The organism is Streptomyces sp. NPDC048434 (genome assembly GCF_043200375.1).
Taxonomy (GTDB): Bacteria; Actinomycetota; Actinomycetes; order Streptomycetales; family Streptomycetaceae; genus Streptomyces.
Map to the genome: position 1 here is coordinate 66,509 of NZ_JBICXQ010000034.1, position 13,526 is coordinate 80,034.

The window sequence follows — 13,526 nt, forward strand, 5'->3', positions numbered from 1 at the left end:
CGCTCCCCAGGACGGGCCGCATCCCGCACCTCTCGGCCGGCGTGCTCCGTGCACGTCGGCCGATGCCAAATCTTGACCCGGGCCGGTGCCGTGCACATGGCAGACTCCCGTCATGCAGGCGACGGGAGTTCGCCCCGGGGCCCGGCCGGCGGCCGCGCCGGGGGTTCAGCTCAGGGCGGTGCGGGCGGCGCTGTTCACCGCGCTGTGCACCACCCTGTCCGCGGCCTCCCATGTACTGCTCTCCCACACCCCGTTGCCGCCCGCTTCGGTCGCCGCGATCTGCGCCGGTGTCTTCGCCGCTGCCTATGTACTGACCGGCCGGGAGCGTGGCTTCGGCAGCGTCGCCGCGCTCCTGGTACCGCTGGAGCTGGCCGCCGACACCGTCTTCACCGCCGGGCAGCACACCTGTTACGGCCCGGCCGGCGGCCCGGTCACCGGCCCGCTGCGCTCGGTCGGCGTCGATCTGCTGTGCCGGGGCGGCGAGTTGGGCACACCGCTGGCCCGGGTGGCCGCCCATCCGGGGGCGCCGCTGCCGCCGGCCGTTCCGGCGGCGGCCCCCTGGCTGCTGCTCGCCGCCCATGTCGCGGTCGGCCTGCTGGCCGCGGCCTGGCTGCACCGTGGCGATGCCGCCCTGGACGCCCTGCTGCGCGCAGCGGCGGCCGGCGCCTTCCGCCCCCTGCTCACCGCGGCCGCGGTGAGCACCGCCGCCTTCGCCCCGCCCCGTCGGCGGATCCGGCCGCTGCACCCGCTGCCGCCGGCCCGCCCGCTCCCCCTCCTCGTGCACTGCGTACGGCGCCGCGGCCCGCCCCCTCCGGCTGCCGCCTGACCAGCCCGCAGAAGCCGGCACAACCCTTGAGGGGACGGGACCACCCATGAGCAACCGCAACAACCTGGCCAACAAGACCGCGGCCCGCGAACGCATCCGGGCCGAGCGGGAACGCCAGAAGAAGAAGGAGAAGCTGCGCCGCCAACTGACCGCGGTGGGCGCGGTGGTCGGCGTCCTCGCCGTGGCCGGCGGCATCGGCTACGCCGTGATGAAGGCCAACGAGCCCAAGGGCTGGGAGGCCGCCAAGGAGGCCAAAGCGGTCGCGCCCGCGCACACCCAGGGCAAGAACGGCACCGAGATCCTCATAGGCGACAAGAACGCCAAACAGACCCTGGAGGTCTTCGAGGACGTCCGCTGCCCGGCGTGTGCAGCCTTCGAGCAGAGCAGCGGCAAGGCCCTGCTCAAGGACATCGAAGACGGCCGGTACCGGGTTCGCTTCACGATGTACACCTTCATCGACGACGCCCAGGGCGGCGGCGCGGGCTCGAAGAACGCGCTGAGCGCGCTCGGCGCGGCGCTCAACGTCAGCCCGGAGGCCTTCTTGAAGTACAAGTCGGCGCTGTACTCCGCCAAGTACCACCCCGACGAGCGCGAGGACCTCTACGCCAAGGACTCCGAGCTGCTCAAGGTGGCCGCCGAGGTGCCGGAGCTGAAGAACGACAAGGCGTTCGCCGCGGCGGTCAAGAAGGGCACCTACGACCGCTGGGCGATGGACATGACCGCGCTGTTCGGACGCAAGGGCGTCAAGGGCACGCCCACGTTCATGCACGGCGGCAAGAAGCTGGTGATGCCGCAGGTCCCGCAGCAGCAGATGACGCAGGCGCAGTACAACCAGCTCGCGCAGGCCAACTTCAAGAAGATGATCGACAAGGAGTTCGGCCCGGCGAAGGGCTCCGCGGGAGGAGACCCGGGCAAGGGCGGCAGCAAGGGCGAAGGTGGCGGGAAGGGCATCCGTGAGGGCGAAAAGGACCCCACGGGCGCGCACTGAGCGCCTTTCGGACAACGGGCGGGCGAATTCTCGGGGTTATCGGGAATCGCCCTCCCGGGCCCGATTACCGGCCAGTAAGGTGATCGGCCGTGACCGATCATGACCAGATCTCGCGCCGCACTGCCGTTACGGCCGTAGCCGCCACCGCCGCACTTCTGCCGTTCGCCGGCGCCGCCGCCGCGCACGCCCAAGGGGCCCCGGAGCAGGGCTCGTTCTTCCAGCACGGGGTCGCCTCGGGTGACCCCCTTCCCGACGGCGTCCTGCTGTGGACCCGGGTCACGCCGACCCCGGCGGCCGCACCCGGCTCCGGCCGCGGGCCGGCCGCCAAGGTGAGCTGGCAGGTGGCGAGCGACAAGGACTTCGCGTCCGTCGTCGCACGGGGAACCCTGACCACCTCCGCCGCCGCCGACCACACCGTCAAGGCGGACGTCCGCGGCCTGCACCCGGCCACCCACTACTACTACCGCTTCACCGTCGACGGGCAGCACTCCCCCGTCGGCCGGACCCGCACCGCCCCCGCCCACGACACCGCGGCCGGCAATGTCCGCTTCGGTGTGGTCTCCTGCGCCAACTGGGAGTCCGGCTACTTCTCGCCGTACCGGCATCTGGCCGCCCGTACCGAGCTGGACGCGGTGCTGCACGTCGGCGACTACCTCTACGAGTACAAGTCCGGCGAGTTCCCGGACTTCAAGTACGTCGTCCGCCCCCACACCCCCGCCCACGAGCTGCTGACGCTCGCCGACTACCGCACCCGGCACGGCGTCCACAAGACCGACCCGGACGCGATGGCCATGCACGCCACGCACCCGGTCATCGCCATCTGGGACGACCACGAGTTCGCCGACAACGCCTGGAAGGGCGGCGCGGTGAACCACACCGCGGACACCGAGGGACCCTGGTCCGCGCGGATGGCCGCCGCGAAGCAGGCCTACTTCGAGTGGATGCCGGTGCGCCCCTCGATCGCCGGCACCACCTACCGCAGGCTGCGCTTCGGCACCCTCGCCGATCTGCACCTGCTCGATCTGCGATCGTTCCGCGACGCCCAGGCCAAGCCGGGCAGCGGTGAGGTGGACGACCCCAGCCGTACGATCACCGGCCGGGCCCAACTGGACTGGCTCAAGTCCGGACTCGAACGCTCGGACACCGCCTGGCGACTGGTCGGCACCTCGGTGATGATCTCGCAGGTCGCCTTCGGCTCCGTCCCCGCCAAGCTGCTCGGCCCGCTCGCCGAGATCCTCGGGATACCCAAGGAGGGCCTGGCGATCAACACCGACCAGTGGGACGGCTACACCGACGACCGGCGCGAGCTGCTCTCCCACCTCAGCGACCGCGGTATCGGCAACACCGTGTTCCTGACCGGCGACATCCACATGGCCTGGGCCAACGATGTGCCGCTGGAGGCGGCGACTTACCCCGCCACCCGGCCGGTGGCGACGGAGTTCGTGGTCACCTCCGTCACCTCCGACAACGTGGACGACTTCCTGCATGTCGCCCCGCACACCCTCTCGCTGGCCGGGGTCGCCGCCATCAAGGCCGCCAACCGGCATGTGAAGTGGCTGGACATGGACTCGCACGGCTACGGGGTCCTGGACGTCGACGCCGAGCGTACGCAGATGGACTATTTCGGCATCTCAGACAAAACAGACCCGCACGCCACCAGCACACTGCTGCGCTCGTACCGGACCCGGTCCGGCACCCAGCAGGTGGAGCGGGCGGACCAGCCGCTCGGGTAGGAGGTGTCCGCCCGGGCCCGGCCGGCTTACCGGCTCACAGGTCGGCGAGGAAGCCCAGCGCCACCTTCCAGGTGCTCTCCGCCGCCTCCGCGTCATAGTCGGGCAGATCGGGATCGGTGAAGAGGTGGCCGGCGCCGGCGTAGCGGAAGACCTCTACGTCCGCGCCGGCCCGGCGCATCTGGAGATACCAGGCGGTCAGCCAGTCGTGCGGCTCGTACGGGTCCGGGTCGGCGACATGCAGCTGCACCGGCAGGTCGTCGGCGACGGTGCCCTCCGCGATGTCCGAGGTTCCGTGCAGCAGAAGCAGCCCCCGGGCCTTCTCGTCAGCCAGCGCGAGGTTCTGCGCGACCGAGCCGCCGAAGGAGAAGCCGGCGTAGACCAGTCCGCGGTCCGAGTAGGGCGCGACGGCCGTGATGGCGCGCTTGAGCAGCTCCTCCTTGCCGATCTCGTCCTTGATGAGAATGCCGTCCGGGACGGAGTCGGCGGTCCGGCCGTCGAACAGGTCGGGGACGATCACCTCGTGCCCCGCGGCGCGCATCCGGTCCGCCGCCGCGTGCACCGCGGGACGCAGCCCGCACACCGAATGAATCAGGACAATCGTCGAAAGTCCGCTGGTCGAGGACTCGGTGGAGGGCGGCACTGACATCACTTCCCTGGAGTTGGATCGATCTCCCCCCATCGTGCCAGTTACGGTCACAGGGACCGGGTACCAGCACACCACCGCCCCTGCACCCCATGGAGGAGGAGTCTCGTGTCATTGGAGGACGTCGTGCGTCCGGTCGTCGTCATCGGCGGCGCGGTCCTGCTCGCGCTCATCCTGGTCTGGCTCACCGACCGGGCACTGCGCCGGATCGACGCCGCCCACCCGGAGACCCCCCTGTGGGGGCTGCTGCGCCGCTGCCGGATGCCGCTGCAAGTGACGCTCTGCGCGGCCCTGTTGGGCGGCTCGTTCGACCACGCCGGGCTGACGTCCGTCAAAAAGCATGCGGCGGGCGTCGGCCAGGCGCTGACCCTGGTCCTGATCGCGGCCGCCGCCTGGCTGGTCGTCCGGGCCGCGGCGGCGATCGTCGAGTCGTCGTACTCGCGCTATGCGGCGGGCGCCCGGGACGCGGCACGGGTGCGGCGGGTACGGACCCAGGTGACGCTGATCCAGCGGGTGGTGACGGCCGTGGTGATCATCGTCGCGGCCGCCTCGATGCTGCTGACGTTCCCCGAGATGCGGGCGGTCGGCACCTCCATGCTGGCGTCGGCCGGACTGCTGGGCATCGTCGCCGGTGTCGCCGCCCAGTCCACCCTCGGCAATCTCTTCGCCGGACTGCAGATCGCGTTCGGCGACATGGTGCGGATCGGGGACACCGTCGTCGTGGACGGCGAGTGGGGCACCGTCGAGGAGATCACGCTGACCTTTCTGACCGTACGGACCTGGGACGAGCGCCGGATCACCATGCCGGTGTCGTACTTCACCGGCAAGCCGTTCGAGAACTGGTCCCGCGGCGGTGCGCAGATGACCGGGACGGTCCTCTTCCACCTCGACCACAGCGCGCCGGTGGAGAAGATGCGCCAGCGGTTGCTGGAGATTCTCCAGGCGTGCCCGGAGTGGGACGGCAGGTCCTGGAGCCTGGTGGTCACCGACACCACACCGTCCACGATCGTGGTGCGTGCGCTGGCGACCGCCCGGGACTCGGACACCCTCTGGACGGTGCGCTGCGAGGTCCGCGAGCGGATGCTGGAGTGGCTGCAGGCCGAGCACGCCTACGCGCTGCCGCGGATCAGCACCGCACCGGCGCCGCTGGGCACCCCCGCATTCGGCCGGGGCGGGGAGCCGGGCGCGCGGTCCGCGCAGGGCTGAGCCCCCGGTCCCGCCCGCCCGTTACGGCCTTACGGCGCGCCCCGCAGGCTGCGCATGTCCAGATGCCGCAGCACCCGGTCGACGATCTCCGGGTCCGCGCCCGGTTCACTGCGCGCCGCCAGTACCTCGTGCCGGGCGGCCGAGAGCATCTCGCCCTGGATGCGCTGCACCTTCTTCATCCGGGTGATGCGCTTTTCGAAGAGCTCGCGCCGCTCGTCGTCGACGATGTCCGGCGCGATCCGGGCACCGATGTCGTGCGCGCGGCGCGCCAGCTGGTCGCTGACCTCGTCGGGCAGCTCCTCGACCTCCAGGATCTCCTTCAGCCGCCGCTTGGACGCCTTGATCACCCGGATCGCCAGCTCCCGCTCCAGCGCGTCGACGACATCGGTGTCGGCCCGAACCCGCAGTCTGCGCACCAGCCAGGGCAGGGTGAGGCCCTGGATGAGGAGGGTGCTGAGCACCACCGCGAAGGCGATGAAGAGGATGTCGTCGCGGGCCGGGAAGTCGTTGCCGCCGTCGATGCTGTACGGAATGGCCAGCGCCAGCGCCACCGAGGCCACCCCGCGCATCCCCGACCACCACATGATGAGCGTCTCCCGCCAGCTCATCGGGATCTCCTCGTCGTAGTCGCGCCGCTTGTGCATCCGCTTGGCCAGCCAGGCGGCGGGCAGCAGCCACAGCAGCCGGACCCCGACCACCACCCCGACGACGGCGGCGCCGGCGCCGAGCAGCTGGCCCCAACGGTGCGAAGCCGCCCCGAAGATGTTGTGCAGCTCCAGGCCGATCAGCCCGAAGGCGACACCGGTGACGAGGGTGTCGACGACCTCCCAGAAGGTGTAGCCGGCGAGCCGGCCCATCACATCGTCCGGGTCGACCGCGTACTCGGCCAGGAAGAGCGCGCAGGTCAGCACCGCGAGCACACCGGAGCCCCGGAAGTTCTCGGCCAGGACGTAGGCGACGAACGGCACCAGCAGCGTCAGACCGATCTGCAGCGTGGGGTCACCGAGCAGCCCCATCAGCTTGTTGGTGAGCCAGCCGAGCCCCAGGCCGACCGCTATGGCGACCACCGCGGAGAGCACCAGCGAGCCGACCGCGGCGGGCACCGAGAAGGTTCCGCTGACCGCCGCGGCGAGCGCGACGTGGTACAGCACGATCGCGGTGACATCGTTGAACAGCCCCTCGCCCTCCAGGATGGAGACCATCCGGCGGGGCAGTCCGAGCTTGCCGGCGACGGCGGTCGCGGCCACCGGGTCGGGCGGGGCGACCAGCGCGCCGAGCACCACCGCTGCGGCCACCGGCATACCGGGCACCACCGCCTGGGCGACGGCGGCGACCGCGGCGGTGGTGGCGAAGACCAGTGCCACGGCGAGCAGGAAGATCGGCCGGAGGTTGGCGGTGAACTGCCGCCAGGAGGTGCGCTGCACGGCCGCGTAGAGCAGCGGCGGCAGCACCACCGGCAGGATGAACTCGGGCGGTACCTCGACGTTGGGCACGAACGGCAGCAGTGCCAGCACCGCGCCGACCAGGGTCATCAGCACCGGTGACGGAAGCCCCAGTCGGTCGCCGACCGGAACCATGACCACGGCTCCGAGCAGAAGGACGAACATCAGAGCCAGCTGGTCCACGGTGGCTACGCTCCGGGGTCGGATTTGATCACTTGCCGGCCCCAGCCTGCCACGACACCCGCGGTTGCCCGCCGTGGCGGCTCCCGCAGGAGGCCCTCCGCGTCAGCTGCTCTCGTCCCGGACGGTGTCGAGGGCGCGCTGCAGATCGTCCGGGTAGGAGCTCTCGAACTCGACCCAGCGGCCGTCGGAGGGGTGCTCGAAGCCCAGCCGCATGGCGTGCAGCCACTGCCGGGTGAGGCCGAGGCGCTTGGCGAGGGTGGGGTCGGCGCCGTAGGTCAGGTCGCCGACGCAGGGGTGGCGGTGCGCGGACATGTGCACCCGGATCTGGTGGGTGCGGCCGGTCTCCAGCTTGATGTCGAGCAGGCTGGCCGCGCGGAACGCCTCGATCAGGTCGTAGTGCGTGACGGACGCCTTGCCCTCGGCCGTCACCGCCCACTTGTAGTCGTGCTGCGGGTGCCGGCCGATGGGGGCGTCGATGGTGCCGCTCATCGGGTCCGGGTGGCCCTGGACCAGGGCGTGATAGCGCTTGTCGACCGTACGCTCACGGAACTGCTGCTTGAGGAGCGTGTAGGCGCGCTCGGACTTGGCGACCACCATCAGGCCCGAGGTGCCGACGTCGAGACGGTGCACGATGCCCTGGCGCTCGGCGGCACCGGAGGTGGAGATGCGGTAGCCGGCCGCGGCCAGACCGCCGATGACGGTCGTTCCCGTCCAGCCGGGGCTGGGGTGCGCGGCGACGCCGACGGGCTTGACGATCACGACGATGTCGTCGTCGTCATGCACGATCTCCATGCCCTCGACGGGCTCGGCGACGATCTCCACGGGCGGCGCGGACTGCGGCATCTCGACTTCCAGCCAGGCGCCGCCGCTCACCCGCTCGGACTTCATCACCTCGGAGCCGTCGACCCGGACCTTGCCGGCGGCGGCCAGCTCGGCCGCCTTCGTACGGGAGAAGCCGAACATCCGGGCCAGCGCGGCGTCGACGCGCTCGCCCTCCAGGCCGTCCGGTACGGGCAGGGTGCGGATCTCGGGAATGGTGCTCACCCCACGAGTATGGCAGTCCCACCGTGGTGCCCTGCCCGGCGGCCGGGACCCGGACGGCTCGTCAGCGTCTGCGGGGCCGGTCAGTCCTTGTGGACGGTCCCGTCGGGGTCGAGCCCGCGGAAGGAGAGGATCACGATCAGGATGCCGCCGCAGACGATGCCGGAGTCGGCGAGGTTGAAGACCGCGAAGTGCGCCGGGGCGATGAAGTCGACCACCGCGCCCTCGAAGACCCCCGGCGACCGGAACAGCCGGTCGGTGAGGTTGCCGAAGGCGCCGCCCAGCAGCAGCCCGAGCGCGATCGCCCAGGGCATGCTGTAGAGCTTGCGGGCGATCCGGGCGATCACCAGGATCACGGCCGCCGCGATGATGGTGAGGAAGATCGTCAGCGCCTCGCCCATGCTGAACGCGGCGCCGCGGTTACGGATCACGGTGAACTGCAGCAGCGTCCCGATGACCTCGATGGGCTCGTGGTGCTCCAGCTTCGCGACCACCAGCAGCTTGCTGCCCAGGTCGAGCAGGTAGACGAGGAGCGCGACCAGCAACAGCGCGCCGATCCGCCGTTTGCCGCGGCCTGCGGCCTGTTCCGGCGTCACCGGCTCTCCCCCTTCGGATCCCTTCGTGGAATCCGCTCCGGCACCCGGTTCGGGTTCCGGCGTACCGGTGATGCGTTCCGCCTCTGCCACGTGTGAGTCCCTCAGCCCGTTGTATCCCCGGCCGGGCCGTGCCCGGCTGAACCACGAGAGTACGGCACACACGTACGGGCGCGGGCGATCCGGGTGCCGCCCGCGACGACTGCCGGCCGCCTCATCGGCGCTCCTGTTTCTGCTTGCACTCCACGCACAGCGTCGCCCGGGGGAAGGCCTGCATCCGCGCCTTGCCGATGGGGTTGCCGCAGTTCTCGCAGAGCCCGTAGGTGCCCGCGTCCAGCCGGCCGAGGGCCCGCTCGGTCTGGTGGAGCATCTCGCGGGCGTTGGAGGCGAGCGACAGCTCGTGTTCGCGGGTGATGTTCTTGGTGCCGGTGTCGGCCTCGTCGTCGCCCGCTCCGTCACCGGAGTCACGCATCAGCCCGGCGATGGCGTCCTCGGCCGAGGCGATCTCCAGCCGCAGCCGCGCCGTCTCCTCCATCAGTTCGGTCCGCGCCTCGGCGACCTCTTGGGGCGTCCAGGGTTCCTCGCCGGGCCGTACGGCGAGCTCCCCCGGCGCCGCGGCCACCCGGGCCATGGGCACCGCGGAGTCGTCGCCGTGGGCCTTGGCCGTTGCGGCCGCAGTCTTCTTCGCCACCACCGTCTTGGCTCCCGTCTTCTTAGCGGGCACCGCGGCCGTCTTGGCCGGAGCCTTCTTCGCCGCGGTCTTCTTCGCCGCGGTCTTCTTCGCGGCCGCCTTCTTCGACGCCGCCTTCTTGGCCGTGGCCTTCCGCGGCGTGGCCGTGCCGGCCGCCGTCTTCTTGGCCGCGGCCTTCTTCGGAGCTGTCTTCTTCGGCGCAGGCTGCTTCGCGACGGCCTCGTCGGCAGGCGTCGTGCTCTTCTCCGCGGCGGTCTTTTTCGCCACCATGGCCGCGACCCCTTCACATATGTGACTTTGTTCGCGAATCGTGACGGGAACGATAAATCGCCGCACGCCACGCGGCAACGGGACGCACCACCCTTCGGGACCTGCCACCCGGGCCCTGACGTCCGGTCTGCCTCGTTTGTGCCCCGCTCCCCGGCCGGTAATCCGCCCGTCGGCGCGGCACCCGCCTGCTCGCCATTCGGGTCACGGAGCGCGCCCGCGCCCGGCACCGCGAGGAGCCGGACCGACGGCCCGGCGAGCGGCCGGGGCCTCCCCGCACGGCGCCCCGGCCCGGCCCGCCCCCCGGCTGCACGAAATCCGGTCGGCCACTGTCGGCGCCGCCCCGTACACTGGGCCGAGCGAGAGGCATTGATGGGACGAGTAGCGCCGTACGCAGCCAGCAGCGACCCGGGGACGGTGGGAGCCCGGGGGTGTGCACGACGCGAAGATCACCCCGGAGCCGCCGGAAGAAAGCCCGTGGATCACCCCCGCGGCGAGTAGAACCGGCAGCGCGACCCCAATGAGGGGGCGGTGCAACGGCACCGCCAAGGAGGGTGGTACCGCGGGAGCGAAGGCTCTCGTCCCTCCGGACGGAGAAGCAGCAGGTGTCCGCCGGAGGAAGCCCCCGATGAGTCCGCAGCCCCAGTACCGCCAGGTACCCGCCCAGGTAGACCTCCCCGCCCTCGAGCACGCCGTGCTTGAGTTCTGGCAGGAGCAGAAGATCTTCGCCCGCACCCTCCAGCAGTCCGAGGGGCGGCCCGAGTGGGTCTTCTACGAGGGCCCCCCGACCGCCAATGGCATGCCCGGCGCGCACCACATCGAGGCGCGCGTCTTCAAGGACGTCTTCCCCCGGTTCCGCACGATGCAGGGCTACCACGTCGACCGCAAGGCCGGCTGGGACTGCCACGGCCTCCCGGTCGAGCTGGCCGTGGAGAAGGAGCTGGGCTTCAGCGGCAAGAAGGACATCGAGGCGTACGGCATCGCCGAGTTCAACGCCAAGTGCCGCGAGTCGGTGACCCGCCATACCGACGCCTTCGCCGAGCTCACGACCCGTATGGGCTACTGGACCGACCTGGACGCCCCGTACCGCACGATGGACCCCGACTACATCGAGTCGGTGTGGTGGTCGCTGAAGGAGATCTTCAACAAGGGCCTGCTGGTCCAGGACCACCGTGTCGCCCCCTGGTGCCCGCGCTGTGGCACCGGCCTGTCGGACCACGAGCTGGCACAGGGCTACGAGACGGTCGTCGACCCCTCGGTCTTCGTCCGCCTCCCGCTGACGTCCGGCCCGCTGGCCGGCCGGGCCGCGCTGCTGATCTGGACCACCACCCCCTGGACCCTGGTCTCCAACACGGCCGTCGCCGCGCACCCCGACGTCACCTATGTCGTCGCCACCGACGGCAGCGAGCAGCTGGTCGTCGCCGAGCCGCTGCTGGAGAAGGCCCTCGGCGAGGGCTGGACCACCACCGGCGAGTCGTTCACCGGCCGCGAGATGGAGCGCTGGGCCTATGAGCGCCCCTTCGACCTCGTCGAGCTGGAGGGCGCCAACATCGTCGTCAACGCCGAGTACGTCACCACCGACGACGGCACCGGCCTCGTCCACCAGGCCCCGGCCTTCGGTGAGGACGACCTCAAGACCTGCAAGGCGTACGACCTGCCGGTGGTCAACCCGGTCCGCCCGGACGGCACGTTCGAGGAAGGACTGGACCTGGTCGGCGGCCAGTTCTTCAAGAAGGCCGACGAGGCGCTGGTCGCCGACCTCGACGCCCGCGGCCTGCTCTTCCGGCACCTCGCGTACGAGCACAGCTACCCGCACTGCTGGCGCTGCCACACCGCGCTGCTCTACTACGCCCAGCCGTCGTGGTACATCCGCACCACCGCGGTCAAGGACGCCCTGCTGCGGGAGAACGAGAACACCAACTGGTTCCCGGAGTCGGTCAAGCACGGCCGCTTCGGCGACTGGCTCAAGAACAACATCGACTGGGCGCTGTCCCGCAACCGCTACTGGGGCACCCCGCTGCCCATCTGGCACTGCGAGGAGGGCCACCTCACCTGCGTCGGCTCGCTCACCGAGCTGACCGAGCTGACCGGCACCGACCAGTCGGACCTGGACCCGCACCGCCCGTACATCGACGCGATCACCTTCGCCTGCCCGACGTGCCAGGGCACCGCGACCCGCGTCCCGGAGGTCATCGACGCCTGGTACGACTCGGGCTCGATGCCGTTCGCGCAGTGGGGCTACCCGTACCGCAACAGGGAACTGTTCGAGAAGCGTTACCCGGCGCAGTTCATCTCGGAGGCCATCGACCAGACCCGCGGCTGGTTCTACACGCTGATGGCCGTCGGCACGCTCGTCTTCGACAAGTCCTCGTACGAGAACGTGGTCTGCCTCGGTCACATCCTGGCCGAGGACGGCCGGAAGATGTCCAAGCACCTGGGCAACACCCTCCAGCCGATCCCGCTCATGGACCAGCACGGCGCCGACGCGGTCCGCTGGTTCATGGCCGCCGGCGGCTCCCCGTGGGCCGCCCGCCGGGTGGGCCACTCCACCATCCAGGAAGTCGTCCGCAAGACGCTGCTGACGTACTGGAACACCGTCGCCTTCCAGGCGCTGTACGCCCGTACGTCGAACTGGGCGCCCTCCGCGGCCGACCCGGCCCCCGTCGACCGCCCGCTGCTGGACCGCTGGCTGCTCGGCGAGCTGAACACCCTGGTCGAGCAGACCACCGAGTCCCTGGAGACGTTCGATACCCAGCGGGCCGGCAAGCTGCTGTCCTCCTTCGTCGACGACCTCTCCAACTGGTACGTCCGCCGCTCCCGCCGTCGCTTCTGGCAGGGCGACGCCGCCGCGCTGCGGACGCTCCACGAGGTCATCGAGACCGTCACCCGCCTCATGGCACCCCTCACCCCGTTCATCACCGAGCGGGTCTGGCAGGACCTGGTCGTCCCGGTCACCCCGGAGGCGCCGGAGTCCGTCCATCTCGCCGGCTGGCCGGTCGCCGACCGGACGCTCATCGACCCGGCGCTGTCCGGCCGGATGCAGCTGGTGCGCCGGCTGGTCGAGCTGGGCCGCGCGACCCGCGCCGAGTCGGGGGTGAAGACCCGCCAGCCACTGTCCCGTGCGCTGGTGGCGGCCCACGGTTTCGCGGGCCTGCCCGAGGACCTGCGGGCACAGATCACCGAGGAGCTCAACGTCAGCTCGCTGGCCTCGCTGTCGGAGGTGGGCGGCTCCCTGGTCGACACCACCGCGAAGGCGAACTTCCGTGCCCTGGGCAAGCGGTTCGGCAAGGGCGTCCAGGCGGTCGCCAAGGCCGTCGCCGCGGCCGATGCCGCGGCGCTCTCCCTCGCGCTGCGCGAGGGCACGGCCCATGTCGAGGTCGACGGTGAGACCGTCTCGCTCGCCCCGGACGAGGTCATCATCACCGAGACCCCGCGCGAGGGCTGGTCGGTGGCCTCCGACGCCGGTGCCACGGTCGCCCTCGACCTGGAGATCACCCCGGAGCTGCGCCGGGCGGGCCTGGCCCGCGACGCGATCCGGCTGATCCAGGAGGCCCGTAAGAACAGCGGCCTGGACGTCGCCGACCGGATCGCGCTGCGCTGGCAGTCCACCGACGAGGAGGTGCGGACGGCGCTGGCCGACCACACCGGCCTGATCTCCGACGAGGTGCTCGCCGACGACTTCACCCCCGGCGAGGCGGACGGATCGTACGGCCCCGCGTTCACCGACGAGAGCCTGTCCCTCACGTTCCAACTGCGCAAGGCGTAACCGCACCCGCGGCCACCACGGCGCACCAGGCCCCCCGGCGCAACCCGCACCGGGGGGCCTTGCCGTCCCCGCGGACGCAACCGGCCCACCCGGCGGACACCCGGCCCACGCGGCGGACGTATCCGGCCCACGCGCACAAGTACACAC

Annotated in this window: 10 protein-coding genes; 5 read left to right on the forward strand and 5 right to left on the reverse strand. The window is 71.1% G+C overall.

The genetic code is table 11. From position 1 onward, the window contains the following. Window positions 1–112: 112 nt before the first annotated feature. The 3 genes from ACGFWI_RS32765 to ACGFWI_RS32775 all read left to right on the forward strand — a co-directional run bounded on the left by ACGFWI_RS32765 (window position 113) and on the right by ACGFWI_RS32775 (window position 3,547). A complete protein-coding gene (locus tag ACGFWI_RS32765; RefSeq protein WP_393909674.1) occupies window positions 113–826 on the forward strand; it encodes a hypothetical protein in 714 nt (237 codons plus the stop codon). Window positions 827–872: 46 nt separating this feature from the next. Continuing rightward, window positions 873–1,814, forward strand: a complete 942-nt coding sequence (locus ACGFWI_RS32770) for a thioredoxin domain-containing protein (protein WP_393909675.1) — start codon at window positions 873–875, stop codon at window positions 1,812–1,814. An 89-nt stretch (window positions 1,815–1,903) separates the two neighbouring features. Continuing rightward, window positions 1,904–3,547, forward strand: a complete 1,644-nt coding sequence (locus tag ACGFWI_RS32775; RefSeq protein ID WP_393909676.1) for an alkaline phosphatase D family protein — start codon at window positions 1,904–1,906, stop codon at window positions 3,545–3,547. Between the two features lie 34 nt (window positions 3,548–3,581). Here the strand turns inward: ACGFWI_RS32775 and ACGFWI_RS32780 are convergent, their stop codons facing one another. Next, window positions 3,582–4,193, reverse strand: a complete 612-nt coding sequence (locus ACGFWI_RS32780) for a dienelactone hydrolase family protein (protein ID WP_393909677.1) — start codon at window positions 4,191–4,193, stop codon at window positions 3,582–3,584. Window positions 4,194–4,304: 111 nt separating this feature from the next. Between ACGFWI_RS32780 and ACGFWI_RS32785 the strand changes: the two genes are divergently transcribed. Further along, window positions 4,305–5,396 carry a mechanosensitive ion channel family protein gene (locus ACGFWI_RS32785; RefSeq protein WP_393909709.1) on the forward strand — a complete coding sequence of 364 codons (1,092 nt, stop codon included), beginning with the start codon at window positions 4,305–4,307 and terminating at the stop codon, window positions 5,394–5,396. Window positions 5,397–5,425: 29 nt separating this feature from the next. Here the strand turns inward: ACGFWI_RS32785 and ACGFWI_RS32790 are convergent, their stop codons facing one another. The 4 genes from ACGFWI_RS32790 to ACGFWI_RS32805 form a co-directional block, all read right to left on the reverse strand. Next, window positions 5,426–7,003 (reverse strand): Na+/H+ antiporter, encoded by a 1,578-nt coding sequence (locus ACGFWI_RS32790; RefSeq protein ID WP_393909710.1) that lies wholly within the window; start codon window positions 7,001–7,003, stop codon window positions 5,426–5,428. 120 nt (window positions 7,004–7,123) lie between these two features. Then, window positions 7,124–8,065, reverse strand: a complete 942-nt coding sequence (locus tag ACGFWI_RS32795) for an RluA family pseudouridine synthase (protein WP_393909678.1) — start codon at window positions 8,063–8,065, stop codon at window positions 7,124–7,126. Window positions 8,066–8,145: 80 nt separating this feature from the next. Further along, window positions 8,146–8,748, reverse strand: coding sequence for a signal peptidase II (lspA, locus tag ACGFWI_RS32800; protein WP_393909679.1), 603 nt, complete (start codon window positions 8,746–8,748; stop codon window positions 8,146–8,148). 121 nt (window positions 8,749–8,869) lie between these two features. Further along, a complete protein-coding gene (locus ACGFWI_RS32805; RefSeq protein ID WP_393909680.1) occupies window positions 8,870–9,616 on the reverse strand; it encodes a TraR/DksA family transcriptional regulator in 747 nt (248 codons plus the stop codon). 625 nt (window positions 9,617–10,241) lie between these two features. Here ACGFWI_RS32805 and ileS point away from each other — a divergent pair. Further along, window positions 10,242–13,379, forward strand: a complete 3,138-nt coding sequence (ileS, locus tag ACGFWI_RS32810; protein ID WP_393909681.1) for an isoleucine--tRNA ligase — start codon at window positions 10,242–10,244, stop codon at window positions 13,377–13,379. Window positions 13,380–13,526 lie beyond the last annotated feature (147 nt).

What these genes read in the sequence shown, in the direction of transcription:
- ACGFWI_RS32770 (WP_393909675.1), top strand. Translation starts at nt 873, where the DNA reads ATGAGCAACCGCAACAACCTGGCCAACAAGACCGCGGCCCGCGAACGC.
- ACGFWI_RS32780 (WP_393909677.1), bottom strand. Translation starts at nt 4,193, where the DNA reads ATGTCAGTGCCGCCCTCCACCGAGTCCTCGACCAGCGGACTTTCGACG.
- ACGFWI_RS32805 (WP_393909680.1), bottom strand. Translation starts at nt 9,616, where the DNA reads ATGGTGGCGAAAAAGACCGCCGCGGAGAAGAGCACGACGCCTGCCGAC.
- ACGFWI_RS32765 (WP_393909674.1), top strand. Translation starts at nt 113, where the DNA reads ATGCAGGCGACGGGAGTTCGCCCCGGGGCCCGGCCGGCGGCCGCGCCG.
- ACGFWI_RS32790 (WP_393909710.1), bottom strand. Translation starts at nt 7,003, where the DNA reads ATGTTCGTCCTTCTGCTCGGAGCCGTGGTCATGGTTCCGGTCGGCGAC.
- ileS (WP_393909681.1), top strand. Translation starts at nt 10,242, where the DNA reads ATGAGTCCGCAGCCCCAGTACCGCCAGGTACCCGCCCAGGTAGACCTC.